Annotated in this window: 26 protein-coding genes; 7 read left to right on the top strand and 19 right to left on the bottom strand. The window is 49.2% G+C overall.

Features of this window, described 5'->3' with window-relative positions; genetic code table 11:
- Window positions 1-601 precede the first annotated feature (601 nt).
- A complete protein-coding gene (locus OXN82_RS06920; RefSeq protein WP_321211142.1) occupies window positions 602-796 on the bottom strand; it encodes a DUF86 domain-containing protein in 195 nt (64 codons plus the stop codon).
- Window positions 793-954: a hypothetical protein gene (locus OXN82_RS06915; protein ID WP_321211141.1), complete on the bottom strand. Its 162-nt coding sequence runs from the start codon at window positions 952-954 to the stop codon at window positions 793-795. The genes OXN82_RS06920 and OXN82_RS06915 overlap by 4 nt, the downstream gene beginning before the upstream one ends.
- A 677-nt stretch (window positions 955-1631) precedes the next feature.
- Here OXN82_RS06915 and polB1 point away from each other — a divergent pair.
- A complete protein-coding gene (polB1, locus tag OXN82_RS06910; RefSeq protein ID WP_321211140.1) occupies window positions 1632-3401 on the top strand; it encodes a DNA polymerase PolB subunit 1 in 1770 nt (589 codons plus the stop codon).
- Here polB1 and comE read toward each other — a convergent pair.
- From comE to OXN82_RS06875, 7 genes are all read right to left on the bottom strand, one after another.
- Entirely contained in the window at window positions 3398-3940 is a 543-nt protein-coding gene (gene comE, locus OXN82_RS06905; protein ID WP_321211139.1) for a sulfopyruvate decarboxylase subunit beta, read from the bottom strand. The two genes, polB1 and comE, sit on opposite strands and share 4 nt — an antisense overlap.
- 4 nt (window positions 3941-3944) lie before the next feature.
- Window positions 3945-4442, bottom strand: a complete 498-nt coding sequence (gene comD, locus OXN82_RS06900) for a sulfopyruvate decarboxylase subunit alpha (protein WP_321211138.1) — start codon at window positions 4440-4442, stop codon at window positions 3945-3947.
- Entirely contained in the window at window positions 4439-5464 is a 1026-nt protein-coding gene (gene comC / locus OXN82_RS06895; protein ID WP_321211137.1) for an L-sulfolactate dehydrogenase, read from the bottom strand. The genes comD and comC overlap by 4 nt, the downstream gene beginning before the upstream one ends.
- Before the next feature lie 10 nt (window positions 5465-5474).
- Complete coding sequence (gene purM / locus OXN82_RS06890; RefSeq protein WP_321211136.1) at window positions 5475-6491, bottom strand: phosphoribosylformylglycinamidine cyclo-ligase; 1017 nt, start codon at window positions 6489-6491, stop codon at window positions 5475-5477.
- Between the two features lie 46 nt (window positions 6492-6537).
- Window positions 6538-8448 carry a beta-CASP ribonuclease aCPSF1 gene (locus OXN82_RS06885; RefSeq protein WP_013296370.1) on the bottom strand — a complete coding sequence of 637 codons (1911 nt, stop codon included), beginning with the start codon at window positions 8446-8448 and terminating at the stop codon, window positions 6538-6540.
- 73 nt (window positions 8449-8521) lie between these two features.
- Entirely contained in the window at window positions 8522-9154 is a 633-nt protein-coding gene (psmB, locus tag OXN82_RS06880; RefSeq protein WP_147671422.1) for an archaeal proteasome endopeptidase complex subunit beta, read from the bottom strand.
- 207 nt (window positions 9155-9361) lie between these two features.
- The gene (locus tag OXN82_RS06875; RefSeq protein ID WP_321211135.1) at window positions 9362-10453 is read right to left on the bottom strand and encodes a formate--phosphoribosylaminoimidazolecarboxamide ligase; all 1092 of its coding nucleotides are present in this window, start codon (window positions 10451-10453) and stop codon (window positions 9362-9364) included.
- 143 nt (window positions 10454-10596) lie between these two features.
- Between OXN82_RS06875 and OXN82_RS06870 the strand changes: the two genes are divergently transcribed.
- Complete coding sequence (locus OXN82_RS06870; RefSeq protein WP_321211134.1) at window positions 10597-11322, top strand: class I SAM-dependent methyltransferase; 726 nt, start codon at window positions 10597-10599, stop codon at window positions 11320-11322.
- Window positions 11323-11331: 9 nt separating this feature from the next.
- Entirely contained in the window at window positions 11332-11886 is a 555-nt protein-coding gene (locus OXN82_RS06865) for a DUF429 domain-containing protein (protein WP_321211133.1), read from the top strand.
- 60 nt (window positions 11887-11946) lie between these two features.
- Here OXN82_RS06865 and cofG read toward each other — a convergent pair whose 3' ends face one another.
- The 7 genes from cofG to OXN82_RS06830 form a co-directional block, all read right to left on the bottom strand.
- Window positions 11947-13020 (bottom strand): 7,8-didemethyl-8-hydroxy-5-deazariboflavin synthase subunit CofG, encoded by a 1074-nt coding sequence (gene cofG, locus OXN82_RS06860; RefSeq protein WP_321211132.1) that lies wholly within the window; start codon window positions 13018-13020, stop codon window positions 11947-11949.
- 21 nt (window positions 13021-13041) lie between these two features.
- Entirely contained in the window at window positions 13042-13479 is a 438-nt protein-coding gene (locus tag OXN82_RS06855; RefSeq protein WP_321212175.1) for a DUF2120 domain-containing protein, read from the bottom strand.
- 8 nt (window positions 13480-13487) lie between these two features.
- The gene (mptA, locus tag OXN82_RS06850) at window positions 13488-14444 is read right to left on the bottom strand and encodes a GTP cyclohydrolase MptA (protein ID WP_321211131.1); all 957 of its coding nucleotides are present in this window, start codon (window positions 14442-14444) and stop codon (window positions 13488-13490) included.
- Between the two features lie 263 nt (window positions 14445-14707).
- Window positions 14708-15376, bottom strand: coding sequence for a DUF2100 domain-containing protein (locus tag OXN82_RS06845; protein WP_321211130.1), 669 nt, complete (start codon window positions 15374-15376; stop codon window positions 14708-14710).
- 12 nt (window positions 15377-15388) lie between these two features.
- Window positions 15389-16384: a histone deacetylase family protein gene (locus tag OXN82_RS06840; RefSeq protein WP_321211129.1), complete on the bottom strand. Its 996-nt coding sequence runs from the start codon at window positions 16382-16384 to the stop codon at window positions 15389-15391.
- A gap of 31 nt (window positions 16385-16415) precedes the next feature.
- Window positions 16416-16889, bottom strand: a complete 474-nt coding sequence (locus OXN82_RS06835) for an Lrp/AsnC family transcriptional regulator (protein WP_414855689.1) — start codon at window positions 16887-16889, stop codon at window positions 16416-16418.
- 156 nt (window positions 16890-17045) lie between these two features.
- Entirely contained in the window at window positions 17046-17639 is a 594-nt protein-coding gene (locus tag OXN82_RS06830; RefSeq protein WP_321211128.1) for a DUF4013 domain-containing protein, read from the bottom strand.
- A 208-nt stretch (window positions 17640-17847) separates the two neighbouring features.
- Here OXN82_RS06830 and OXN82_RS06825 point away from each other — a divergent pair, with 208 nt between their 5' ends.
- Window positions 17848-18534, top strand: coding sequence for a hypothetical protein (locus OXN82_RS06825; RefSeq protein WP_321211127.1), 687 nt, complete (start codon window positions 17848-17850; stop codon window positions 18532-18534).
- A gap of 44 nt (window positions 18535-18578) precedes the next feature.
- On the opposite strand, the gene OXN82_RS06820 is transcribed toward OXN82_RS06825, so the two are convergent.
- The gene (locus tag OXN82_RS06820) at window positions 18579-19724 is read right to left on the bottom strand and encodes a tRNA (guanine(10)-N(2))-dimethyltransferase (protein ID WP_321211126.1); all 1146 of its coding nucleotides are present in this window, start codon (window positions 19722-19724) and stop codon (window positions 18579-18581) included.
- A gap of 241 nt (window positions 19725-19965) precedes the next feature.
- On the opposite strand from OXN82_RS06820, the gene OXN82_RS06815 reads away from it, so the two are divergent.
- Window positions 19966-20865, top strand: coding sequence for a type II CAAX endopeptidase family protein (locus OXN82_RS06815; protein WP_321211125.1), 900 nt, complete (start codon window positions 19966-19968; stop codon window positions 20863-20865).
- A 125-nt stretch (window positions 20866-20990) separates the two neighbouring features.
- Window positions 20991-22079 carry a DegT/DnrJ/EryC1/StrS family aminotransferase gene (locus OXN82_RS06810; RefSeq protein WP_321211124.1) on the top strand — a complete coding sequence of 363 codons (1089 nt, stop codon included), beginning with the start codon at window positions 20991-20993 and terminating at the stop codon, window positions 22077-22079.
- A 151-nt stretch (window positions 22080-22230) separates the two neighbouring features.
- On the opposite strand, the gene OXN82_RS06805 is transcribed toward OXN82_RS06810, so the two are convergent.
- A complete protein-coding gene (locus tag OXN82_RS06805; protein WP_321211123.1) occupies window positions 22231-22533 on the bottom strand; it encodes an MTH1187 family thiamine-binding protein in 303 nt (100 codons plus the stop codon).
- Between the two features lie 39 nt (window positions 22534-22572).
- On the opposite strand from OXN82_RS06805, the gene OXN82_RS06800 reads away from it, so the two are divergent.
- Window positions 22573-23418 (top strand): TIGR00269 family protein, encoded by an 846-nt coding sequence (locus OXN82_RS06800; protein ID WP_321211122.1) that lies wholly within the window; start codon window positions 22573-22575, stop codon window positions 23416-23418.
- Window positions 23419-23432: 14 nt separating this feature from the next.
- Here the strand turns inward: OXN82_RS06800 and OXN82_RS06795 are convergent, their stop codons facing one another.
- Window positions 23433-25022 carry a GTPBP1 family GTP-binding protein gene (locus OXN82_RS06795; RefSeq protein WP_321211121.1) on the bottom strand — a complete coding sequence of 530 codons (1590 nt, stop codon included), beginning with the start codon at window positions 25020-25022 and terminating at the stop codon, window positions 23433-23435.
- Window positions 25023-25025 lie beyond the last annotated feature (3 nt).

The following is a 25025-nucleotide window of genomic DNA, read 5'->3' as shown; positions in this document are numbered from 1 at the left end:
GTTTTCAAGAATTGGTTAAAGGCCATACTATTCAGATTTGGCGTCTCGAACAGATTCCTAGGGGAGCTCAGCAATGGAGAAAAAGTAGAAATAGAAAATCTATGGGACTATTATCGTATCTTATTCTCACATGCTACAGGATGCTAAGATTTGGGGTTCCATCATAAAATTCAAATTCAAAAACCGAAACCTTAGATTCTATTCAAGTAAAAGAGTGCTACTAGACGCCCTCAAAGTGTTAAACGAGATCTTTGGCATGGAAGTCTACAAACAATTAAACGTTAAAGGGAAAATTGTGGTTGATATAGGCTCATATCGGAGATTCACCAATATACTTCATACTAAAGGGGGCGGGGCAAGTATATGCCTTCGAACCCTATCCAAGCTCATATTCATTGCTCCTAAAAAACATTAAAGTTAATAGCTTAGACAAGAAAACAATAGCATTCAACGAGGGGGCCTCAGCAAGAACATGGAAAAAATAAGGATAAAAGAAGATTATGAAGGCCTGGCCACTTCACAATTAAAGGATTTCCACCAGGAAAGCAAGTAAAATTAACAACCTTAGAAGGGATTGTGAAAAGATTCAATTTAAAGGAAGCTATCCTGAAAATGTATTGAAGGCTATTTTATCATCGATTTTTCCATAACGATGAGCCAAGATGTTCCTAAAGGCTTTCATGGCCCTGAGTTTTTCACCCATCTTCTCGTTTATGATGTTCTCCCGCATCAGGTTTTCGAACACGTCTTCATCTTCACCTGGAACTCCAAGTTTTAGATCAGAAGCATATGTCAAATATTCTCCATGGAAAATCCCAATCTTTTATAGATCCCGTCCTTTACAAGTCCTAGCCTGGAAAATTCCTTGAAGGTCGTGGGAGTATTCTCTTTCACCGACTTTATGCTTTCTTCTATTTCCCTAAGTTTCGTTCTTATAGTAGTCTTCCTTACCATCCTCACTCCCTTATCCTATTGACTTTTCTCCAATATAATCATAGAACCTATGTTTAAAGGCGTCGAATTCTTTTATAGTTTCCCATGCAACATCATGCAAGAATGTTTCATCCTCACAGTAGATTAATTTTCCCTTCAACCTCTATTCTAATGTACAATGGGAGAAGTGGAAAATCTCAACATCAAATATTTCCGGAAGCTTTGATAAGAGCCTGAATCTGAAATCCCCAGCCTCTTCCTTGTCCCCATCATAATAGATCCAAAGGTCTATATCGGAGCTACTGTGCTCTACCATGGGCTGCTGATCCATACAATATTATGAACTTCACCCTCTCAAAGCCTTTAGTTGCCTTTATCTATTAAGAGCATTACTTATCATTTCCATAAGATTCATGATACCATATTTTATCTTCTCCACGATTAATTAAACCAGTACGTTAACAATTTGTGTGATGGATATTCAAGAACTTTTTTCTTTCTTTTTTGCGCTGATAGGCTAGGGCCCTCTAGGAAGACAACTCTCGTAAATATTCTCATTTGCTAGTTTAAGAAGAGTTATATATTATATGATTGTGAAGAGGAGCTGATATGAAATTTTCTGCATTCCAGGTAAAACGAATGACCCCTTCATTTTTCACTGGAACATTTTATTAGTCCCCCAAAACAGAGTAAATTTTATGGACAGATACAGTATGGTGCTCCTTGACATCGACTACCTAACTGTCGATGAGATGCCGGTCATCAGACTATTTGGTAAGGACAGGTCAGGGAATGAGCCAATCATCGCATATGACAGTTCATTCAGGCCCTACATCTATGCAATCCCCACTGATACAGATAGGTGCATGGATGACCTCGCTGAACTTGGACTGGAAAAGCTTGAGGTCACAGAGCGAAGGGACCTTGGAAGACCAGTGGAGGTTATAAGGATAGAATTCAGGCACCCCCAGGAGGTTCCGAAGTTAAGGGAGAGGATAAGGAACCTTGAATCCGTGGCGGATATAAGGGAACATGACATCCCATTCTACAGGAGGTACCTCATTGACAGGTCAATCGTGCCAATGTCAGGGATAGAATTCAGTGGGGTGGAGGTGGACTCGGCACCATCCGTCAAATCAGATGATGTGAGAATCATTGAGATAAGAGATGAAATAGAAACATCTGATTCTGGCTTCCCTCAACTGGACATCCTCAGCTTTGACATTGAGGTTAGAAACCCCCATGGGATGCCTGACCCTGAGAATGATGAGATAGTGATGGTTGGTATTGCCGGCAACATGGGTGTTGAATCGGTGATATCAACAAGGGGCGAGCACCTGGAATTCGTTGAAATGGTTGAGGATGAGGCTGAAATCCTTGATAGGTTCGCTGAAATCGTCAGGGAGAAAAAACCCGACATCCTCGTGGGCTACAACTCCGACAACTTCGACTTCCCCTACCTATCAAGGAGGGCCGAGATTCTTGGAGTGGAACTTGACCTTGGATGGGACGGCTCAGGGATAAAGACCATGAGGAGGGGATTTGCAAACGCAACAGCCATAAGGGGGACGGTGCATGTGGACCTCTACCCTGTGATGAGGAGGTACATGAACCTTGACCGTTACACACTTGAGAGGGTCTACCAGGAGCTATTCGGGGAGGAGAAGATAGACCTTCCCGGCGATAAACTCTGGGAGTACTGGGACCGGGAGGAGCTGAGGGATGAACTCTTCAGGTACTCCCTTGATGATGTCGTTGCAACCTACAGGATCGCAGAGAAGATCCTCCCCCTTAACATGGAGCTCACCCGTATAGTTGGCCAGCCCCTATTTGACATATCCCGCATGGCAACCGGACAGCAGGCCGAATGGTTCCTTGTACGCAAGGCACACCAGTACGGTGAACTTGTACCAAACAAACCCTCACACTCGGAGTTCTCAAAGAGAAGGGGCCGCAGGGCCGTTGGGGGGTATGTTAAGGAACCTGAGAGGGGCCTCCATGAGAACATAGTCCAGTTTGACTTCCGCAGCCTCTACCCCAGCATAATAATCTCAAAGAACATATCCCCCGATACACTCACAGATGAGGGGGATTGTGAATGCCACGTTGCACCAGAATACGGTTACAGGTTCCGTAAGGAGCCACCTGGTTTTGTACCATCGGTTATAGGTGAGATACTCTCTGAGAGGGTCAGAATCAAGGGGGAGATGAAGCGCTCAGAGGACCCAATGGAGCGGAAGATACTCAATGTACAGCAGGAAGCCCTCAAGAGGCTTGCGAACACCATGTATGGGGTCTACGGTTACTCAAGGTTCAGGTGGTATTCAATGGAGTGTGCAGAGGCCATAACCGCATGGGGAAGGGACTATATCAAGAGGACAATAAAAATCGCCGAGGAATTCGGTTTCCACACGGTTTACGCAGACACAGATGGTTTCTACGCCACATACACAGGCAGGAGCTCTTAAGGCCTCAGCTCATCCATGAACCTCTCTATTATCTCCTCAGGACTTAAATCTATGACAGGTACATCCGCGTTACCGGGGGTTACAGGCACATGGGCAAACACGGGCCCATCCTCCTTGAGGGCCCTTTTAAAGTCGAGTTCCTTGTGGAACCTGATAACATTGAATCCCATTGACTCAGCAACGTCCCCCAGGTCTATCACATCTGCGTAGCTGCACTGGGAACCTGTGGTCCCGTAGCATCTGTTGTCCAGGAGGACTATGATGAGGTTTCCGGGTGCCTGGGCAGCGGCTGTTACCAGTCCCCCCAGGTTCATGAGGATGGATCCATCACCATCAAGTACAACAACCCTTCTATCCTGTGAGAGGGCAAGTCCAAGTCCAATGGAGGATGCCATACCCATGGATCCAAGCATGTAGAAATGCCTTGGCGAATCCTTAATACTGTAGAGTTCCCTTGACGGGAAACCCAGGTTGCATACCACGATTTCATCATCAAGGACTTCCACAATTCTTTTTATGGCTTCAATTCTTGTGAGCATGGTATCACCAGTAGGCAACCTCAAGTAGTACAGCCACAGGGTGCCTCCTTTCAAGTGAGAGTTCTGTGAGTTCCATTATGGATTCCCTTGCCTCTGAGGGTGTTTCAGGGGTACTGTAGGGTATTTTGAGGACATCAAGTATATCCGCCGTGACACTTCCCATTGGAACCTGGGCCTCCATGAACTCGCCCCGGGTGCCCCTGTGACTTACAATCATGGTTATGGGGATATGGTAGAGGCTGTAGAGTGATGCCAGGACATTCACGGAGTTACCGAGACCAGAGTTCTGCATCAGCATGGCCGTGGTCTTGCCGGCCATGCGGGCACCGGCTGCAACACCGAATCCCTCCTCTTCACGTGTAACAGGCACGTGTCTGATTTCAGGGTCAGAGTCCAGCATTTCAAGGACAAACCTGAGGTTCACACAGGGGACACTGACCGCGAAGTCTATCCCCGCCTCCTTCATACCCTCATAAACAGCCCTGCTGCTATCCAACTTCATAACCCCTTAATCTTGAGGTCCAGTCCGAGCTCATCTGATATTTCATTCAGCCTTTCAAGGAGCTTTTCGTCCACATCTATTCCTTCATCGCGCCCCCTCTTTATATTCATGGCCTCAATGTCACCTGGTATGAGGACGTCACCGGATGATTTGACCTCCTCGATGAATTCATCCACGCTGGATTTGAATTCCTGGAGGTCAACCATCTTTGAGGGGTCTATGGCCATCATGAGGTCACCCTTGGTGCACATCTCCCGGGGGTTCGCTGTTCCCCTGACCGCAGCCCCAAAGGCCGCCCCCACAAGGGGGCCCGCCAGGATCTCTATCATGAATGAAAGTGCATAACCCTTATGCCCACCGAAGGGGAGTATGGACCCCTTAAGGGCAAGTTCAGGGTCAGTGGTGGGGTTTCCATCGGCGTCCAGGGCTATGTTTTCGGGTATCCTCTCACCCTTCCTGGCGGCCTCCAGGAGTTTGCCCCTGGCGGATGCTGAGGTTGCCATGTCAACCGAGACATAGTGCCTGTTTGATGGGATCCCTATGGCCACGGGGTTTGTTCCCAGTATGGGTGTTTTACCACCTATGGGTGCCACTGCAGGCTCTGTATTTGCTATCACAATCCCTATCATGTCCTTCATGACCGCCATGTCCGAGTAGTATCCGGCGACACCGAAGTGGTTGGAGTCATGGACACCCACAAGCCCTACACCGGTATCCCGGGCCTTTTCAATTGCAAGTTCCATGGCCCTGCAGGCGACAAAGTGTCCGAATATGTGGTTACCGTTTATGAGGGCCGTTGAAGGGGTTTCCCTTTCAATGGTTATGTCAGCATGGGGCTTTATTGTTCCGCACCGCAGCCCCTCAACGTACTGGGGGAAACGGCCGATTCCATGTGAACTGAAACCCTTCAGGTCAGCGTCAAGGGTAACCTCAGCCACTATCTCTGAAACCTCCTCTGGAACATTCATGGCGGTGAGTATCTCCTTTATGATTCTAACTTCCTCTTCAGCACTTATCCTCATAAGAGTCCTCCTAAAGCTTTATTGATTCACCGGTGTAAGTTTTAAGGGCAACCTCCGCTTTCCTGGATGTGACATTCCCGATATGGTGGGCCCCATCACCAAGGACATCAAGGGCATCGTCAAGGTCCCCGTGGCTGACAACAGCACAGAAGCCCACACCCATATTGAAAACCCTGTACATCTCTGTTATATTAACCCCTGCTTCGTGGATGGTCCTGAATATCTCCTGTGGTTCTGGCAGGGAATCAAGATGGTATCCGGCGTACCTGTTGAGCCTCTTGAGGTTTCCGAAGCCCCCTCCTGTTATGTGGGCAAGGCCATGGACACTCACCCCTGACTCAAGGAGCCTCATTACAGGATCCACGTAGATCCTTGTGGGTTCAAGCAGCTCCTCACCCACGGTTTTACTGGAGCCGGGCATTTCATCCTCCACTGAGAGTTTCAGTTCATCGAAGAATACCTTCCTGGCAAGGCTCAGGCCGTTACTGTGTATACCGCTGCTTTCAAGGCCTATAACAGCGTCACCATCACTTACGTTTTCACCGGTTATTATGCTGTCCACACCAACAAAACCGATCCCCGTGGCTGCAAGGTCAAGGTTTCTGATTATACCTGGTAGTGAGGCTGTCTCACCACCTATTATGGCCACCTGTGCGATTTCAGCACCCCTTGCAAGGCCCTCACCTATCTCATCCGCAACATCAGGGTCGGGTTCTTCAACGGCCAGGTAGTCAACGAGTGCCGCCGGCCTTGCGCCCACACAGAGTATATCGTTTACCACCATTGCGATGCAGTCAATCCCCACGGTGTCGTACCGGTTCATCATCTCAGCGACCAGTATCTTGCTACCGACACCGTCGGTGCTCATGGCTATGGCCACATCACCCATCCTGACCAGGGCTGCGAAGTGGCCGGCCCCGCTTATAACGTCGCAGTATCTGAGTGTGTCCTTAAGCCGGGAGGTTAAGCGTGATACGGTCAGCTCCTCCAGGTCTATATCCACGCCGGATTCTGAATAGGTTACCATTCAATCACCACTAAAGAATAGTTTAAGGTCATCTAAATAGTTAGCCTCACTGTATACGTACTGTTTCAAGGTTCAGCGGTGTTTTTGTTTCGATGCGGTACGTCCTGTAGATGCTTGATGCAAGGTCAAGGGTCTTGTAGTTATCACCGTGACAGAGCAGTATCTTCTCAGGTTTGGGTGAGATTCTCTTCACGTATTCCATGAGCTGTCTTCTATCTGAGTGACCGCTGAAACCCTCAATGGTCTTTATGTTCATCTTCACATTGTAGACCCGCATCTTGTCCTCCTCATCCTTGAGGGGGATCTCCTTCCACCCCTTCTGGATCCTCCTACCAAGGGAGCCCTCGGCCTGGTAACCCACAAATACCAGTGAATTCTTGGGGTCCTCGCAGAGCCACTTGAAGTACTCCAGGGAGTTTCCGCCTGTCAGCATACCCGATGTTGACAGGATTATTGAGGGTTCTCCCTCAACGATCTCCCTCCGCTCATCCATACCATTGACCTTATGGAAGATCTCTGAGATGAAGGGGTTGTGGCCCATGTGGAATATCTGGTCCCTGAGGTCCTTGCTGAGGTACTCGGGTCTTGCCGTGTGGATGGCGTTGGCTTCCCAGATCATACCGTCTATGTATACCGGGACCTCATCGATTATACCTGTCCTTATGTACTCCTCAAGGACTATCATGAGTTCCTGGGCCCTTCCAACCGCGAATACCGGTATGAGTATCTTACCGCCCCTTTTAAGGGTGGAGTAGATTGTTTTCACAAGTTCCTTCTCTGCCCGTGTCCTTGGTGGCTGCACGTCCTCGTGTCCACCGTAGGTACTCTCCATCACCAGGGTTTCAATTCGCGGGAACCTGCTGGCTGCTGGTTCAAGGAGCCGGCTCTGCTCATACTTGAAGTCCCCTGTGTAGACCATGTTGTGCTGGCCGTCGCCTATGTGGAGGTGGGCCATTGCCGATCCCAGGATGTGGCCTGCATTGTGGAGTGTCAGCCGTATATCCGGTGCTATGTCGGTCACCTCGCCGTAATCCAGGGTTATGGTGTGTTTGACGCTCTTCTTCACGTGTTTAACGTTGAATGGAAGTGGTTCGTCCTCCCTGTGGGCTATGTCTATGTGGTCAAGCTGCAGGAGCGTCATGAGGTCCCTGGTTGGGGCTGTGCAGTAGACGGGCCCATCGTATCCGTAGTGGTAGAGGTAGGGCAGGAAACCTGAATGGTCAAGGTGGGCGTGGGTTATTATTACCGCGTCCAGGCTGTCCAGTGTGAATTCAGGGACATTGAGGTAGGGGTAGGAGTTCCTGTCATCCCCACCGGCAACGTTCACCCCACAGTCAAGGAGGACCCTGCTGTTGGGGGTCTGGAGGTAGAGGCAGGATCTCCCCACTTCCCTGAAGCCACCCATGGCTGTAAGCCGTGCCCAGTCATTCTCATATTTTGGTTTCTGGTGTATTCTATTTCCAAGCTGCTGCAGAATCTTCTTCCTTTCCTTACTGTTCTTCCTGAGGGTTCTGCGTATCCTCTCTATTATTTCAGAGGATATTGGAGGTGTTCTCAGTATCTTGGGGGCCCATCCAGTGTTCTTGACTATCTCCCTGGATGTTGAGCCGTACTTACCTATTACGAGCCCTGGTTTTCTTGCCTCGATGATGACCTCGCAGGTGACATCGTCAAAGGATATGTTGGTTATCTTCGCCTCCTCAGGTACTATCTCATGGATCCTCCTTATGGTCTCCTCAGGGTCCATGAGTACCGAACGGTCGGACCTTATTATTATCCTCTTGCGTATGTCCTTTGCAATGTCCCTTATGAGGTTACCGTTCTCGGTTATTATCTCGGGGTTCTTGGTGTAAATGACGACCTCGGGTCCCTCAAATTCCACCTTTGCAACCTGGACCCTCTCAGGAAGTCTCTGCATTATTGTCCTTTTGATTTCTTCAAGCATCTCTGAAACCATAAGATCACTTCTAAAAAACAGGGGATCAACAGTAAACGGGACGTTTACTGCAGATTAAAAAAACAGGAAAAAATCAGTTGAGGTCTTCAAGCCTTTTCTGGATTTCCTCTGGGCTGAGCATCCTGAAGCCTTCCTCCTCTGTGACAGTCGCCACAAGGATGCCGTTGCCTGAATAGGTGTCCCTCTCCATGGCTGACTTTATGGCCCTTATGGCGATGTCAATCGCATCATCAACATAAAGTTCATCGGTGTACCTGTCCTCAAGCACACCGTAGGCCACAGGCGAACCTGAACCTGTGGATACAAACCTGTCAGGTATCATACCCCCTGATGGGTCAAGGGAGTATATCTTTGCACCTGTTTCATCAACACCACCGAGGAGTGTCTGTACAATGAATGGGTAGAAACGTGATGAGTGAAGTATGTTGGCTGCAAGTGCAGCTGCAGCTTCTATGCTTATCCTTTCTGAGTTTCTCATGCGGTAAAGGGCAGCCTCTGCCTTGAGGTATTTCATGAGGCTCTGGGCATCTGCAACTGAGCCCGCTATTGTGGCTGCTATGTGTTCATCTATTTTAAAGATCTTGTCTGTGGCCTTGTGGGCTATGAGGTTGCCCATGCTGGCCCTTCTCTCTGTGGCAAAAACAACTCCATCCTTGCATGTTATGCCAACAGTTGTGGTGCCTTTCAGCGTTTTTTCATCTTTCATAAATACACCTCAATAAAAATAATAAAAAACCAGCTCCAGTTCTTAATTGTGTTTTATGATGTAAGTGGCTGTCCATGAGGACATAAAAGTTCTGTACCTTATATAAATTGGAGGTCCTTATTAAACTTTGCGATTTTTTTATAATAAAATAAGGTTAAGGGGGTTATCATTTCAGGTTTTTATGGATCCAGAATGAAAGTGGGGGTGCTATGTTATGATTTCAGGCAGGCGGTCTGTCTCTGAGGCCACCTTTATCTCCCTTGCAACACGCCGCCCCATGCTCATCCCCTCCCCATGGATGAGGTAACTGTAGGTGGATCCATGCATGAAGGTATTTGTTCCCCCATCTGTACGGGCACTCATCTCGAATGTAACGATTTCGAGGTTATCTGTGCACATGGTCTGAAGGCAGAATGGGCCGTTCATACCCGGGGGCACGATCTTACTGGCCGCATCAACCATACGGTCGCCCATGTCAAATGCCTGTGGAAGCAGTGATTCCCTCATCGCAACAGGGTGGTTACCTGTTATAACATATGATGGCTCGAGGTTTATCTCGAGCTGGTCCCTTGCAGGTATCCTCACAAGGCCGTCGATGTTTGACTCGAAGCGGCTGTCCATGCCCATGAGCTCCACTTCATCGTTCATGATTGAGTAGAAGTAATGGATACAGAAGTTTGTACCTGAGACATACTCTTCAATGTGGGCATCATCAACATCGTCCTCGGTTATCCAGCCCCTCTCAATCATTGAATCGATTTTATCGTTGAATTCCTCTGTACTGGAAGCCACAAAGTATCCCCGGCCACCCCTGGCCCCCGGGAACTTGACCATCACTGGTCTGTCTATTTCTTCGGGGTCAGTGTACTTGAGGGGTATCCTTATACCAGCCTCCTTCATGAGTTTCCTCTCAAGGTCGCGTTCGGATTCCCATCTCAGTATGTCCCTGTTACCGAACATGGGGACATAGAAGTCGTTTTCGATATGGTCAAGGCCTGCGTAGGCCACAAATGATCCGTGGGGAACTATTATACTGTTCATGGACCTTAATCTGTCCTGAACATCGTCATTTACAATGTCACTGAATTTGTCAACAATTATGAATTCATCTGCAACCCTGAACCGCTGGTATGGTACCTCCCGGCCCTTTTCACATACCACAGCGGTTCTGAAGCCCTCCTGTTTTGCACCGTTGAGTATGTGAAGTGATGTGTGGCTGCCAAGGGTTGCAACTGTTATGTCTTCCCTGCTGTATCCATCAAGGATGCTGAGTATCTCATCACGGTTTACCTTACTCATAAAAAAACCCCTCAAATTTATATATAAAGGGTTGGATTTCATGCTAGTTATCTTTTTTGCCTTCAACAGAAGCCATTAAATACTTTGATGAAGAAGAACATTTATGGATTTATTTTTCAGAAAGCCCTCCTAGCAGTGAAAACATGAAATGGGTGAGGATAGGGGACATTATAGTTCTAAACAGGGATGTTGAGGACCCTGAAAGATTCCTTGAAATGCCCGGTGTGAGGGGTGTTCTCCTTGTTGAGGGGATACGTGGACCCCTGAGGAAGCCCAGGGTCAGGGTCCTTGCAGGTGAATGCACCGGGACAATCCACAGGGAAAACGGCTGCCTTTTCAGGATAGACCTTTCCAGGGTAATGTGGTCAAGGGGCAACATAAATGAGAGGGCCAGAATACCCGGACTTGTGGAGGACGGCGAAACCGTTGTTGACATGTTTGCGGGTATAGGCTACTTTTCGATACCGGTGGCGGTCCACTCAAATCCTAGGAGGGTTCACTCCATAGAGATAAACCCTGACTCATTTGAATTCCTTAAATCCAATATAGAACTCAACAGGGTTGAGGGGGTCGTGAAACCACACCTGGGCGACTGCCGTTCCATCGCCCCTGAACTGGACGCTGACCGGGTTATAATGGGTTATGTTGGAACCACCCACCACTTCCTTGAAGCTGCGCTGGAATGCGTCAATGAGGGGGGCGTTTTACACTACCATGAAACTGTCCCTGAGAGTATAATGTTCTCAAGGCCCCTTAAGAGGATTGAAAGGGCAGCACACCCAAGGAGGGTGTCTGTTCTTGACAGGCATGTTATAAAGAAGTACTCGCCGGGTGTCTGGCATGTTGTCCTGGATGTAAGGGTCCACTGAGGGGTAGCGGTGTCTGTTGCAGGCGTTGATCTGGCTGCATCTCATGAAAACGAGACAGGCGTGGCCATAATAGATGGTGGGAAGGTGAAGGTGTTCAGTGTCTTCTCATTTGATGAGATAATCCATTCAGTGAAATCCGCAGATACAGTGGCGGTTGACGCGCCACTCTCACTTCCCAGAGGGCGCTGCTGCCTCAGGAGTGACTGCAGCTGCAGCAGGCATGGCCACTTCAGAAGGGCTGACCTTGAGATCAGAAGGTATGGCAGTGTTCTACCATTGACCTGGAGGGGGATGAGGGAGCTCACCATGAGGGGTATCAGGATAAGGGAGGCACTTGAATCCCGTGGGGTGGAGGTTATTGAGACACACCCCAGGACAGCAGAGGGGATGCTGGAAAATGCAGGGCTGCAGCTGGAACTCTGTGATACCTCCACCATGAGCATACACCAGAGGGACGCCCTCACGGCTGCACTGGTCGCCCTCCTCTATTCAGAGGGAAATTTCATGGAATTAGGGGATCCCTCCGAGGGAACCATAATACTCCCAAAGGTTGAGGAATCATAATCTAAAAAACAGTTGGATAAACCAACCCCTTAGGGACCCATAAATTCTCAAAGAAGGGTTTCATACAAGGAATTCAGGGTAAAGCTTTTCTATTGTCTCCATGACCTTTGGACTTAAAAAATCACGGTTGATGAACTTCCTGTAAACCGGTAACCTCTCCTTTAACGTGAAACCAGCAGACTCTGTGAGCCTTCGAAGTTCATCTATCTCTGGCCAGGGGGCCTCCGGGTTCACGTAGTCCCTGCTCAGCGGTGAAACACCACCCCAGTCATCTGCACCTGCAAGCAGGAAGACCTCACCTGTTTCCCTGTTGAGGTTTGGGGGCACCTGTATGCTCACATCGGGAAAGAGGAGCTTGGCCACAGCAACCATCCTCACCATTTCAAGGAGTGAGGGCTCTGGGTGGCGCTCCATGGGTATCCCTGGCTTTGCCCGGAAGTTCTGGATTATTATCTCCTGCAGGTGACCGTACCTGTCCTGGATACGCCTGAGTTCAAGGAGTGATTCAGCCCGCTCCTCCACTGTCTCACCTATACCCACGAGTATCCCTGTGGTGAATGGTATTTTAAGGCGCCCAGCGTCTTCTATCATCTTTATCCTTAAGGCAGGATCTTTACCCGGGCTTTCACGGTGCGCCTCTTCTTCCATCAGGCGGGGACTTGCAGACTCAAGCATGAGCCCCATGGACGCGTTCACCTCCCTGAGCCTCCTGAGATCCCTGTAGCCAAGCACACCCATATTTGTGTGTGGCAGAAGACCAAGGTCCAGTGTGGCGCTGCAGAGGTGATGGGCATAATCAACCATATCACTGAATCCGAGTTCTTCGAGTTTCTCCATCACCTCGGGGACCTCATGTGCATTCTCACCGAAGGTGAAGAGGGCCTCTGTGCACCCCATATCTCTGGCCATCCTGACCTCCCTGAGGACGTCCCCTGGGGGAATGATGGGGGGGTCGGGGGAGTCTGACCTGAAGGTGCAGTAACCGCAGCGGTTGCGGCAGGCCCTTGTGAGGGGTATGAAGACATTCCTTGAGTAGGTCACCTCCCCTGGCTCGCAGACACGCTTCATGAGGTCCAGTAGTTCAGGGCCATCAACAAGGAGAAGTTCCAGGATTTCTTCCTTTCCAAGAACCATGGAAGCACCGCTAAAATAAGTTTAATCTGAAATATCAGAGACAACAACCTCAACAAAACAGGGCCCCACACCACTCCGGTCCCTGTAGAGAACAACAAAGAGCCCTGTATCCTCTGTCATGCAGAGCCTGTAATCCACGCTGAAGTTCATATCCTCAAGGGCCTCCTTGAGCCTGTGGATACCCCCGATATCGGTTTCTGTTCCGACCTCAACACAGGACCTTATCTGCTCATCCATCACACCAATGAGGGCCGTGCCCTCCTCGGATATGAGCTCCAGTTCCTCTGCACCCAGTTTCTCTATAAGGCCATCAAGTTCCCTGCCCATTTCCTCAATGTTCATCCTCTTTCTTGACATTCCCCTAACTATTAGTATCTCCTTTGAGTCAAGGGCTGGTCTTGAGCCCTCAAAAGCTTCAAAGTAACCCATGATCTCCCCGGCTATCCTGTGCAGTTTCATCAAGGTTATCACTCCTCTGATCCGTTAAGTTCCTCTATCTCGTATCTAAGTTCCCCCATTGTCGCAACCTTCTCAGCGAAGGCGTTGTGTCTGTGTATGCTCTCCTCGTTTATCTGCCTTACGGTGACTATTGTGTCGTCGGGGAGGTGTGGGTACTCGCTGACTATCCTGTGCACCATGTTACGGACGCAGTCCTCAACGAACATGGGGTTCTCATGGGCACCCACAACAACGGCATTTTCATCGGGCCTCTTGAGGAGTTCATAGACAGGTGAACTCATGGAGCCCTCTATGATGTTTATGAGGTTCTCGGCCCTTATCGTCTGGTCCTCAGGGACCTCTATCATTATCATGCCGCGCCCCCTCTGGTTGTGGGAGGCGAAGGATACACAGTCAAGAACCCTTTCAACTGTTTCAGGGTCAAGGAATTCCAGAAGATTCTGACGGGATGTTTCCTTAACTGATTCCTGTGCACAGGGGCACACGGTCATCCCCACCACCTCTGCCCCTATCATCTTGCGTATCACTATACCGTCATCGTCCCGGTACCCGATGGCGTCTGCCATGATCTTTGTCATCTCCTGGCTCTTCTTGGCGGTGACAGGGGATTTCTTCATGAACATGAAGTCGCTCTTCATGCTCACCTCGGCTCTGCGGGCGTACCTGTGCTTTTTGAGGAGTTCATTGACTATCTCTGCGCATAGGGATTCCAGTTCAAGGGCGTTGTTTTCAACAACCTCCTCGAGGACGTCACTTATGGCCTCGGGGTTCCTTGACATGTGGATCCCCCTCTGCCTGCTCGGGAGGTCCACAAATGCATCGAATGTTGGAAGAAGTATTATGGGTCTTCTACCATCCCTTTCTATCTTCAGAAGCTTCTTAACACCTGTAACACCCACCCTTGTAAGGTGAACGGGGATGTTAGGAATCTTGTCCTGTGTATCTGGAAAACAAACTAAACCCAAATTTTACACCCCATAAGTAATGGTTACCTAGGTTTTAAGTATAGTATGAAAACTTTGCTTATATACTTGTCCGGTGATTATGAGTCCCATGAAACATAATATTACACTGGAGTCAAGTGTAAGTGGGGATTGGTTTCTTTGATGGAATTTCAGTCCGGTCTTTTCTGAAATGGTGCAATAATGGAGGATGTATCGGGACCTGGGTCATGCTGTGACTGAAGGCATCATTCTACCATCAAAAGATACCTCAGGCAATAATCAATCTATGAGAGGAGTTTCAGTATCTCCTCAGGGGTGAGGTCCCTGATATTCTCATCCAGTCTCACACCGGCACCATACAGTTCTTCAGCCCTTGATGCAAGGAGGCCTGTGCTTTTATCGGGCTCCCCTATAACGAGGATTTCCCCAAGGTCTTCAAGCTTCCTTTCAATGTCATTCTTAAGGTGCTCTATCTTCTTCTCTATACCCTTAAGGGCAGCATCAGGGATCCGGGGGTTTATCTTCTTCATATCATCCACTGAGAGGGGCGCACCTGCAACCAGGATATTCCCCGGCTCAACGCCGGCCTTAACAAGGAGCTTTTTAACTGATGAATTATTCACAAGTATCAGTTTACCCTTCGAAGCTTCTTTTATCCTTTCAGATGGGTCTTCACGTTCAATGACACCGAAATCTGCAAGCATGCCGTCAATGGCCTCCCTGGCGGCCATGAGCCTCCTGCAGAAATCGTATGCATCTTCCCCGGTGAGCTCATGGGATGGAAGGCTGGCATATATATGGTCCTCGGCTTCAATGAGTTCCATCAGGGCCTCCTGAAATTTTCTGGTGTCTATGACACCATCATGGGGGTCCCTGAACCTGGATTCCCTCCGGATATTCGTGCATGATTTTCTTATAAGCTCCTCTGCCTGTTCAAGTCTGATTTTTTCCATCTTCTGACCCTCTCAGAAATTGAAGAATGGTGAAAACACGTCGCTAATCTCGTTGAAGATTTCAGCCACCGCAGGTGACCTCTCATATTCCACCTTAACACTGGAACCCTCAAGGCCCCCGATGAATGAGACATTTGAGTTTCCAAGGGCCTGGAGGTCATAGCCCCCCTCAAGCACAGCTGCGCATGGCAGCCCTGTTTCATGGATGAACCATCCCATCCATGAGAAGAACTCCTCATCCACCCTCATATCTGCCAGTGGATCCAGCCTGTGGGCATCGAACCCTGCAGATACGAATAACATATCTGCCCTGAATTCACTGAGTACCTGCTGGAGCACCTCAGAGAGTATCCAGATATAGTCGCTGTTTCCTGAACCCCTGGGCATGGGGATGTTGAGGTTGAAGCCCTCACCATCACTCTCTCCTATCTCTTCAATGAAGCCTGTCCCTGGAAAGAGTGTCTTGGGGTCCTGGTGAACCGAGACATACATGACTTCCGGGTCGGTGTAGAATATGCTTGATGTTCCGTTCCCGTGGTGAACGTCAAAGTCAATCACAGCCGCCCTTGAAATCCCGAGGTTCCTGCGGCTGTGCTCAATGGCTATGGCGATGTTGTTGAATATGCAGAAACCCATGGACCTGTCATAGGTGGCATGGTGACCCGGGGGCCTTGCAACGGAGTATCCCCATCCACCCTTCAGTGCCTCCTCAGCCGCGACCGTGGCGCCACCTGCGGCGAGCCTCGCCACACTGAAGCTCTCAGGTGTCATGTAGGTGTCATAGTCCAGCCATCCACCGCCCCTCCCTGAGAACTCCTCAAGGTACTCCACATGGACGCTGCTGTGAACCATGAGGATATCATGAATACCTGCCATGCGCGGCTCCCTGAACTTCAGCTGGAGCCCCGAGGACTTTAGGGCGTCAATGATTGCACCTGTCCTCCCCTTGTTCTCAACATGGCCCTTATTGTTGTGGAGGTCATAGGTGCTGGAGTATATAATGGCCATGGTTGAATTTTTGGTGCAAGGGAATAAATAATTAATCGCCTATCATCTTGGTGGAGGTCATGTCCTCCTTCACTATGTTGAGGACTGTCTGGGTGTAGGTTCTCTGAACGTCACCCTCACTCAGCAGACCCTTGATGAAGCTATCCAGTTCCCCGGTATCTTTGAATTTTCCTATGAGTATGGCGTCGAATTCTCCTGTGACGTCGTAAACTGCAAGGACGTTTTTGTGGTAGGCTGTCCGTGTCTCCCAGTTCCTCAGGACTCCGCCCTTGACCTTCACGCCTATTATGGCTGTGAGTTTGTATCCAAGTTTGGAGTGGTCTATCACCGGCACGAATTTCTTTATAACACCCTTCCTGACCAGCTTCTCAACACGGTTGTGCACAGTACCCACCGAGACATCAAGTATTCTTGATATGTTCCTGTAGGACATGCGTCCGTCCTCATTTAGGAGGTCTATTATTTTTCTGTCAATATCATCGATTTTGACTAGATCATCATCCATTGGAATCACCACTAAACAATGTATACTTGTGGAAGTTATATTATAAACTTTTTTAAATTATGGTGTTTTAGAAGAAGTTATTAACTTTTATAGATAGTGGATATTCCCTTATAAATGTTTAGCTGAAAGACAGGAAAAAGTAAAAAAAGGGTTAATCTATTCGTAGGCGTACCTGAGTGCAAGGGCCCTGTTCCAGAAGAGCTGGATGTAGGGGTATACTATGAGCACCGCTATGATGGTACCTATGATGGGTATTACATTGAGAAGACCGGCAATGAATGCAATAACAGCTGCGATCAGACCTACAACGATGTACCAGATGATGTAGTCGATCCATCCGATCTGGGAGATTACATCCAGTATCTCACTGAACCTGAATGCTGCTCCAAGGTCACTGTCATTGTAGGCCATGTGTGCTATTGCGATGGTCTCTATGAGCCCAAGGATTATTGCAAGTATCACACCGATTATCGCAGTACCTCCAAGAAGACCAGTGAAGGATGTGGGCTCTGGGATAGCACCGGCTGGTGAAACCATTGCCGGGGATCCGAAAGTACCTGCAAATATTATTATCAATGGAACTATCATGTATACTATCTGGACAACGAAGACCTTTAATCCATCAACGAACATCTCACCCCATTCATCAAATTCAGGAAGCTCATCAAAACCCGCTATTGAGGCCTTGAGGGCCCTGAAACCGTATCCCATGACCAGGAAGAGGGGTATTATGAGAACACTGGCTATCATCAGGACACCGAGTATTATGACCTTCTTCCAGTCACTGGAGGGATACCATTATGGCGTCGTTTACAATTTCACCTATATCCAATTTTCACACCTCCGCGGATTCCCGCAGCTAAAATTATATAAATGATTATATATAAAACTGTCTAATCTGTTTAGAGGAATATATAAATCGCTGCACAGTTAATAACACAGGAGAACAGGTGAATGGATGAAGAAGGGGATACTACTCATTGCTTTGCTGGTGATTGTAGGGGGCTACTTCTACTTCACATCCACTTCAGGAGATTTTGAACCACTTGGAAGACTCGGATTCGTTAAAATCGCCAACCCCGACATGTACCCGGGGCACATACACTCAAAGTTACTTGCAGATTATGCCCGGGAGAGGGGCTCGAAATGCATCCTTGTGGTCCATTACGGGGGAAGCTCCAATTATCGCTGCTACATGGAGGGTGATGTCTACATCCTTGAACTTGCATACGTCGAAAAAAAGCAGTACAGACCGGGCATAGACTGGAATGAGGTCTGGCAGGAGGGTATATATGGTATCCCGGACGACAAGTGGACCTACCGTTCAGATGGTAAGGAATTTGATACCCTGGATGAGGCTCTGGCTTATATAAAGGAGAGGGCCGAGGAGCATGGGCAGGTGGGTCCCATACCAATGGTGTATCATGGGACAGTGAGGGAGGGGGACATTTTCATAAACCAGGGATGCGGTTTCCCCCTATATTACAAGATTTCAAGGGAAGAGTACGGGCCCATCGCAGCGTATTATTATGTTATCCGGGGAATAATCTTCCCGTACCTCAACAACCCCTACCGGAACTTTGAGATCAAGAATGCAAGGGCCCTTCAGTACTACTACACCCACAACATGCTGAATTATGAATGAGAACTGGCTTTTGGCCTTGGCACATGGAGCTGGATGGTAAAGGACTACGAAGGGGAACCGTGGAGGTCCATTATAACCTCCTCAATTTCCCTGATTCCTGCATCTGTTTTTATCCCGGTTGGCCTTGTGTGGGTCCTTGAAACCCTGAAGCCGGCCTCTTCAAGACCACCCATAACATCTATCAGCGGGGGGGCGCTCACCCCCAGCTTGCTGCAGACCCCATGGACATCATAGAATCCCGGCGGCATTCCCACCTCCCCCCCACAGGTTTTGAGCAGTTTCAGAACATCCCCTGATCTGTTGAGGGTTTTATTTTTGGCTTCAGCCATCATGGAGCCTATGAATTTTTCATCATGAAGTTCCCCTACCCAGAGGGGTCCGGCAGCATCCATTTTACACCCGCAGATGGGGCACTCTCTGTGATCTGGCACACCCCTAACATGTTGATGGTGAAGGCAGCTGAAGCAGTGGAGCATGTAGCCAATGTTTTTGAGGGTTTCATCTGCCCTCCCGGCACCCCTCCTCACATGGGCATAGATCCTCATGTAGTGCTGGCTGCTGTGTGAGAGAAGGAAGGATGCACCCTTACTGTACCTTGCAAGGTTCATTGCAGTGAAACCTGCAAGTATCCTCAACCCAGTTTCATGGCAGTACTCTGTTTTGAGGGGTCTTGATGAGTACTTCCTGAGGCAGGGTTTTATGTAGGTTCCGCAGAGACCCGAGGTGTCTGTGGCTGTAACAGCAAGGAGGGACCTGTTCCTGGCGGATGCCGCCGCAGAGTCCATGAATGGTGCTGGGGTCCCGAAGGGATCCACGTCGATAACATCAAAGCGGCCAGGGTTCCTTCTGAGGAATATAGCGGCATCCTCCCTGCTGACCTCGGGGGATACAGAATTCAGCTCTGAGTTGTGCTTTATGCATTCAACTGCAAGGGGGTTTATATCATTTGCAGCGGCATCAGAGACACCATCAACCTCCACCAGGTACCTTATGGCCCTTATGCCGCTCCCTGAGAATGTATCCGCAACACGCATCTCCCTATCAAGTATCCGCTGAAAGGCCTGAACCGCAAGCACAGAAACATCCCTGTTGAACTCCATTACAGGGTTATAGAATACAGGGGCGCTGGACGAGACCTTACTGAAATCCGGGACCTCAATTGTGACTGAACCCTCATTTATGGTTATCATGGTAACACTTCCTTACCTATAAACACGATAACAATCCACAGTTATGGTTCTGGACTCACATCCAATAAAGGAAACTTAATTACATGCACACTGTTATGATTATGGGGAGCAGCCCAATAAATGAAACTCAGCACATACCAAGGACCGGAGCCTCGACACCCACATCAATATATTTATTAGTGCCGGATGATTTACTGGTTACTGTGATACTCAGACAGTTGGCAAGGGGACCGGTGACTAAATGAGGAATTTCCTGGACAACGTCTATGCTGGAAGAAATGAACCCTGGCGTTATATACTGACGGTGCTCCTTAGCTTCGTGGTGTCCAATGTGGGCGCTGGTTTTATTGTGGGCTTATTCCTTGTGGCCATCCTGATAATCACGGGAAGTGTGGATGCAATTGAGGGCATCCCGGGTTTCAGCTGGCCAGCTTTACTCATCATGGTGGCGGTGGCCTTTTCTGCCTCAATGTTCTTTCTCTACGTTGGATTGAAGTTTATCCACAAACGTGATTTCATATCAGCCGTGAACTCCAGGGAGGGGCTTGACTGGAGGCGGATTCTCAGGGGGGGAGTGGTCTGGTTTATTATTATCGGGGTCCTTGATCTGATCTCGATTATCATGGATCCGTCTTCAGTCAGATTTAAATTCACACAGGAATTCTGGTGGCTTCTAATCCTTGCATTACTCGCATTCCCTGTGCAGGCTTCCTTTGAGGAGATATTCTTCAGGGGATACCTCATGCAGGGGATGTGGATGATCATTAAGAGGCCAATCCCACTGATGATCCTGAATTCACTGATATTCTCGATCCTGCACTGGTGGAATGGTACAACCCTTACAATGAGCCTCTCAATCACAGCAAGCACATTCATAATTGGACTGGTACTTGCACTCATAACACTCACAGATGATGGTGTGGAACTTGCCATGGGGGTGCATATTGCAAACAACCTCTATGTCAGTGTTATACACAGCTCCCCGGAGGCAGGTCTCGGAAACCTTCCATCCCTTATGGTGAGCCCATCAGATCCCTACACCTCCCCACTGGCACTTATCCTTGCATCGGTTCTTCTTGTGGCCATACTGTTCAGGGGGCGCTACAGAGATTTGCTGGATGTTTTGAGGTACCGTGGATGAGGATCAACAATCCACTGAATCCCAGTAACGGGTTGGTACCTTCTGACTGATTGCAGGGGTAGGGTATCACTTTTTAAGTTCCGGCGAGAAACTAATAACTCAGTAACTCTTACTCAGGTGTTCACATGATACCGGTTGCTACTCCCATAATCGATGAAGAGGAAATAGAGGAAGTCGTGAAGGTACTTAAATCGGGATTCATTGCCCAGGGACCCCGGGTGGCTGAATTCGAGGAGAAATTTGCATCCTACGTGGGCACGGAACATGCTGTTGCAACGAGTTCAGGGACAACAGCCCTCCACCTGGCCCTCCTGGCTGCAGGAATTGGAAGGGGGGACCAGGTTATAACAACACCATTCAGCTTCGCTGCAACGGCAAACGCGGCACTGTATGTTGGCGCTGAGCCTGTATTTGCAGATATAGATCCCGAAACCTACAATATAGATCCTGAGGGAATTGAGGAACTCATAACACCCAGCACAAGGGCGATAATACCCGTACACCTCTACGGGCAGCCCGCCGACATGGACCCCATCATGGACCTGGCTGCTGACCATGACCTCCTGGTGATTGAGGATGCTGCCCAGGCCCATGGTGCGGAGTATCATGGGAGGATGGTGGGTTCGATGGGGGATGCCGCATGCTTCAGCTTCTATCCAACAAAGAACATGACAACAGGCGAGGGCGGGATGATAACAACTGATAATGAGGAAATTGCAGATATGGCACGTATTCTAAGGGCCCACGGTGAGACAGAGCGCTACAACCACACCTACCTCGGCTACAACTTCAGGATGACCGATATTTCCGCTGCCATTGGTATAGCCCAGCTCGACAAACTTGACGAATTCAACAGAAGACGAATCGAAAATGCAGGGTACCTCACAGGTAACCTCAGGGACATTGAGGAGGTGTCAACACCCCACGTTGCAGGGGGGGTTAAACACGTCTTCCACCAGTACACCCTGAGGGTTCCGGGTTCAAGGGACAGGCTCATGGAATTCCTCAACGGGAGGGGTGTAGGTACGGGAATTCACTACCCGAAACCCATCTACAGGCAGGAACTCTACAGGAGGATGGGATTCAATGCCAGCTGTCCTGCCAGTGAGAAGGCTGCAGAGGAGGTCCTATCGCTACCGGTACACCCTGCCCTTACTGACGAGGACCTTGAAATGATTGTGGATTCTGTCAGGAATTTCTTCGGGCAGAACTAACATTCTATTATTAATCTCAGGTGTGGTGTAGTGTTGAGAACCTAAATTCTATTTTTTTATCGTTCAACGCCCTGAGGATTTACATTTAAAAATTAAACTACTGAATAACACTTAAGGGAGTTTCAGAGACTCAGCCTTTATTAAGGAACATTTACTTGAGCTTTTTCTTTACAGATTCAACCTTGTCACTGAGGCCCCTGTCGGTGTCCCTTCTATCATCGATTTTGATGGTTGTGTAAACCCTCTCTGAGCCTGCCTCCAGGACGGCCTCATGGGCCGCCTTAACAGCCTCAAGGAGTTCATCCAGGTCACCGGCCTCAACAAGAGTCCCCATACCTGAGATCTCATACCTCACGTTCATCCTCTCGAGGGCACTGACTGCAGCTGCCACGTAGCCGCTGAGCGAGGTGCTGCCTGTACCGAGGGGTATTATGGTGAGCTCCGCTGTTATCATGGTGAATATATATGTCGGCTGTTCCATATATACGGTTCCATGGATGTTCAGGAATTCAACCGGAGAATCATGGCCAGAATAAGGGGTCTCATGGAATCACATGAACTCGTAGGGAGGGGAGAACACGTTGCAGTGGCACTCTCAGGCGGCAAGGACAGTGTGCTGACACTCCATGCGCTCGCAGATTTAAGGGAGGAACTGGATTTTGAACTCACAGCCATCACGGTTGATGAGGGTATAGAGGGCTACAGGGGGAATGGGGTCCTCGCAGCAAGGGAAAACGCCCGTGTGAGAAATGTTGAACTAATAGAGAAATCATTCAGGGATGAATTCAACTTTGAACTTGACCATGTTCTGGAAGGGTTCAGAAGCCCCTGCATCCCCTGCGGTGTCTTCAGGAGATGGATACTCAACAGGACAGCCAGGGAAATAGGAGCATCAAAGATTGCAACGGGCCACAACATGGATGATGAGGTTCAGTCATTCATCATGAGCCTTGCAAGGGGCGATGTGAGGAAGTTCTCCAAGTTCGGCCCGAAACTTCAGAGGATACACCCCGCGATGGTACCAAGGATAAAACCCCTCTGGAGCACACCTGAGGGGGATGTCAGGCTCTGGGCTGAACTCAATGATGTGAAATTCCACAGTGACCCCTGTCCCTACTCCAGCAGATCAATGAGGGCCGGGATAAGGGATTTCCTTAACAGGATAGAATCGAAAAGTCCTGGCATAAAGGAGAGGATCATGAAATCATTAACGGTCACATTCCAACCGCTGGTGGAGGAGGATGGGATCGGGGAGTGTTCAGTATGTGGAGAACCAGCATCAGGGATTAAATGTAAGGCCTGTGAGTTCCTTGAAATTATAGAAGAAACGGATCATTAGAGGCTCTTTTTAACTTATTCCAGGATTCTGGTAACTGAGCCAATACCCTTGCTTCTTCCCTCACGGAAGATTATCTTCTGACCCTCCCTCACATGGTGAGGCCTGTACTTGAACCTCATCCTCACACGACCCCTGTCACCGGCTGACATGAACTCTGCATCAAGGGGTTCCAGTATGGTGGTCTCTGCTATTGTTTCAATGTGGGTTACGCTCTCATAGCCAGCCTTTATGGTTGTGGGATGCACCAGTATGGCCACCTCGGCCTCGAACTCCCTGACGGCCTCGGGTTCATAGTCAGGGTGGGCCAGGATCATACCCCTCTCTATTTCATCTGCGGATGCCCCTGAGATGGATATTCCAACTATATGCCCTGGTTCTGCACAGCCTATACGGTAGTGGTGCATCTCAATGGATTTAACGGTGACCTCCCTGAATTTTCCGGTATTCATGGGGCCCAGGAGCAGCGTATCCCCCTTCCTGACAAGGCCCTGCTGGATGGTTCCACTGACAACGGTTCCAACACCCCTGATGGTGTATACCTTGTCTATGTACATGAGAAACGGCTTCTCATCCCCGTTGACGTCACGCTTAACCTCCAGGTTGAGGAAGAGTTCATCCAGGACTTCAAGGCCCTCCCCTGTGACAGAGGATGCCTCTATTATGGGTACTATGTGCTGGTTCATCTTGCCGGCTATTTCCCTTGCAGAGTCCCTTCCGGTCACATGGAAGGGTATCCTCCCAACCAGTTTAAGGAGTTCAGATATCTTCTCCCGCACAATCCTCCTCTTCTCAGGAGTGGCCATATCGGTTTTTGTGAGCACAACGATCACAGGAAGCTCCATCGCGATCATTATACCCAGGTGTTCCCTTGTTATATGTGTTGGACCCTCATCCGCGGCAACGGTCAGGAGGCCATAGTCCAGGTTCTGCCCCACAATCCCCCTTATTGTTGTCCTCAGCCATGGCTCATGTCCAACTGTGTCAACGAAGGATATTACCCTGTCGGCCTTGTCCATGAGCCCTGATTTCTCCTTTCGGTCCAGCGGATTTTTGAGTCTTATGACCCTTCCATCCCTGAATCCATATATGGCGAAGGATAGATCCGCTGATAGACCCCTTTCTATCTCGTGTTTCTGGACATCAAGGAATATCCTTGTCTTACCGCTTCCATCGTCGGGGGTTCCTGTTGTGAGTGTACCGAGGAGCGTGCTCTTTCCATGGTCAACGTGGCCGGCGACACCTATGAGGAGGTGTTCCCTCTCTGTTTTCTGTTTCCTTGAGATTATCACCTCGGCCACCCTACCGTGGGTTCCCTCATGAAGGTTAACCTCCTCCACAACGGCATCTATCTCCTGACTCAGTTTTCTGAGGACCTCAACTGACCCCCTGAGTTCCTCATCAGGGAGGCCAACCGGTTCACCGCTGTCCTCCACACCAAGGAGGTATACTGCCCTTCCATCACCCCTCTCCATACGGTACTTCATCTGGGAGATCAGGCTCTTCTTCCGGTCCATCTTCAGATGATACCCCGGTGAGAGTGCCTTCTTGAATTCTATGTTCCTCCTCTCACCGGCTGATGTGAATGATCGGATATCTTCTATCATATC

Source organism: Methanothermobacter sp. DP (assembly GCF_026692625.1).
Classification (GTDB): Archaea; Methanobacteriota; Methanobacteria; order Methanobacteriales; family Methanothermobacteraceae; genus Methanothermobacter; species Methanothermobacter marburgensis.
The sequence above is the reverse complement of the archived record's forward strand: the minus strand, read 5'-3'. Positions and strand labels throughout refer to the sequence as shown.

Coding starts and splice junctions, on each gene's coding strand:
- OXN82_RS06915 (WP_321211141.1), bottom strand. CDS start 954: ATGGTAAGGAAGACTACTATAAGAACGAAACTTAGGGAAATAGAAGAA.
- polB1 (WP_321211140.1), top strand. CDS start 1,632: ATGGACAGATACAGTATGGTGCTCCTTGACATCGACTACCTAACTGTC.
- comE (WP_321211139.1), bottom strand. CDS start 3,940: ATGCTCACAAGAATTGAAGCCATAAAAAGAATTGTGGAAGTCCTTGAT.
- comD (WP_321211138.1), bottom strand. CDS start 4,442: ATGAAGTTGGATAGCAGCAGGGCTGTTTATGAGGGTATGAAGGAGGCG.
- comC (WP_321211137.1), bottom strand. CDS start 5,464: ATGAGGATAAGTGCTGAAGAGGAAGTTAGAATCATAAAGGAGATACTC.
- purM (WP_321211136.1), bottom strand. CDS start 6,491: ATGGTAACCTATTCAGAATCCGGCGTGGATATAGACCTGGAGGAGCTG.
- OXN82_RS06885 (WP_013296370.1), bottom strand. CDS start 8,448: ATGGTTTCAGAGATGCTTGAAGAAATCAAAAGGACAATAATGCAGAGA.
- psmB (WP_147671422.1), bottom strand. CDS start 9,154: ATGAAAGATGAAAAAACGCTGAAAGGCACCACAACTGTTGGCATAACA.
- OXN82_RS06875 (WP_321211135.1), bottom strand. CDS start 10,453: ATGAGTAAGGTAAACCGTGATGAGATACTCAGCATCCTTGATGGATAC.
- OXN82_RS06870 (WP_321211134.1), top strand. CDS start 10,597: ATGAAATGGGTGAGGATAGGGGACATTATAGTTCTAAACAGGGATGTT.
- cofG (WP_321211132.1), bottom strand. CDS start 13,020: ATGGTTCTTGGAAAGGAAGAAATCCTGGAACTTCTCCTTGTTGATGGC.
- OXN82_RS06855 (WP_321212175.1), bottom strand. CDS start 13,479: ATGAAACTGCACAGGATAGCCGGGGAGATCATGGGTTACTTTGAAGCT.
- OXN82_RS06845 (WP_321211130.1), bottom strand. CDS start 15,376: ATGGAAAAAATCAGACTTGAACAGGCAGAGGAGCTTATAAGAAAATCA.
- OXN82_RS06840 (WP_321211129.1), bottom strand. CDS start 16,384: ATGGCCATTATATACTCCAGCACCTATGACCTCCACAACAATAAGGGC.
- OXN82_RS06835 (WP_414855689.1), bottom strand. CDS start 16,889: ATGGATGATGATCTAGTCAAAATCGATGATATTGACAGAAAAATAATA.
- OXN82_RS06830 (WP_321211128.1), bottom strand. CDS start 17,639: ATGATAGCCAGTGTTCTCATAATACCCCTCTTCCTGGTCATGGGATAC.
- OXN82_RS06825 (WP_321211127.1), top strand. CDS start 17,848: ATGAAGAAGGGGATACTACTCATTGCTTTGCTGGTGATTGTAGGGGGC.
- OXN82_RS06820 (WP_321211126.1), bottom strand. CDS start 19,724: ATGATAACCATAAATGAGGGTTCAGTCACAATTGAGGTCCCGGATTTC.
- OXN82_RS06815 (WP_321211125.1), top strand. CDS start 19,966: ATGAGGAATTTCCTGGACAACGTCTATGCTGGAAGAAATGAACCCTGG.
- OXN82_RS06810 (WP_321211124.1), top strand. CDS start 20,991: ATGATACCGGTTGCTACTCCCATAATCGATGAAGAGGAAATAGAGGAA.
- OXN82_RS06805 (WP_321211123.1), bottom strand. CDS start 22,533: ATGATAACAGCGGAGCTCACCATAATACCCCTCGGTACAGGCAGCACC.
- OXN82_RS06800 (WP_321211122.1), top strand. CDS start 22,573: ATGGATGTTCAGGAATTCAACCGGAGAATCATGGCCAGAATAAGGGGT.
- OXN82_RS06795 (WP_321211121.1), bottom strand. CDS start 25,022: ATGATAGAAGATATCCGATCATTCACATCAGCCGGTGAGAGGAGGAAC.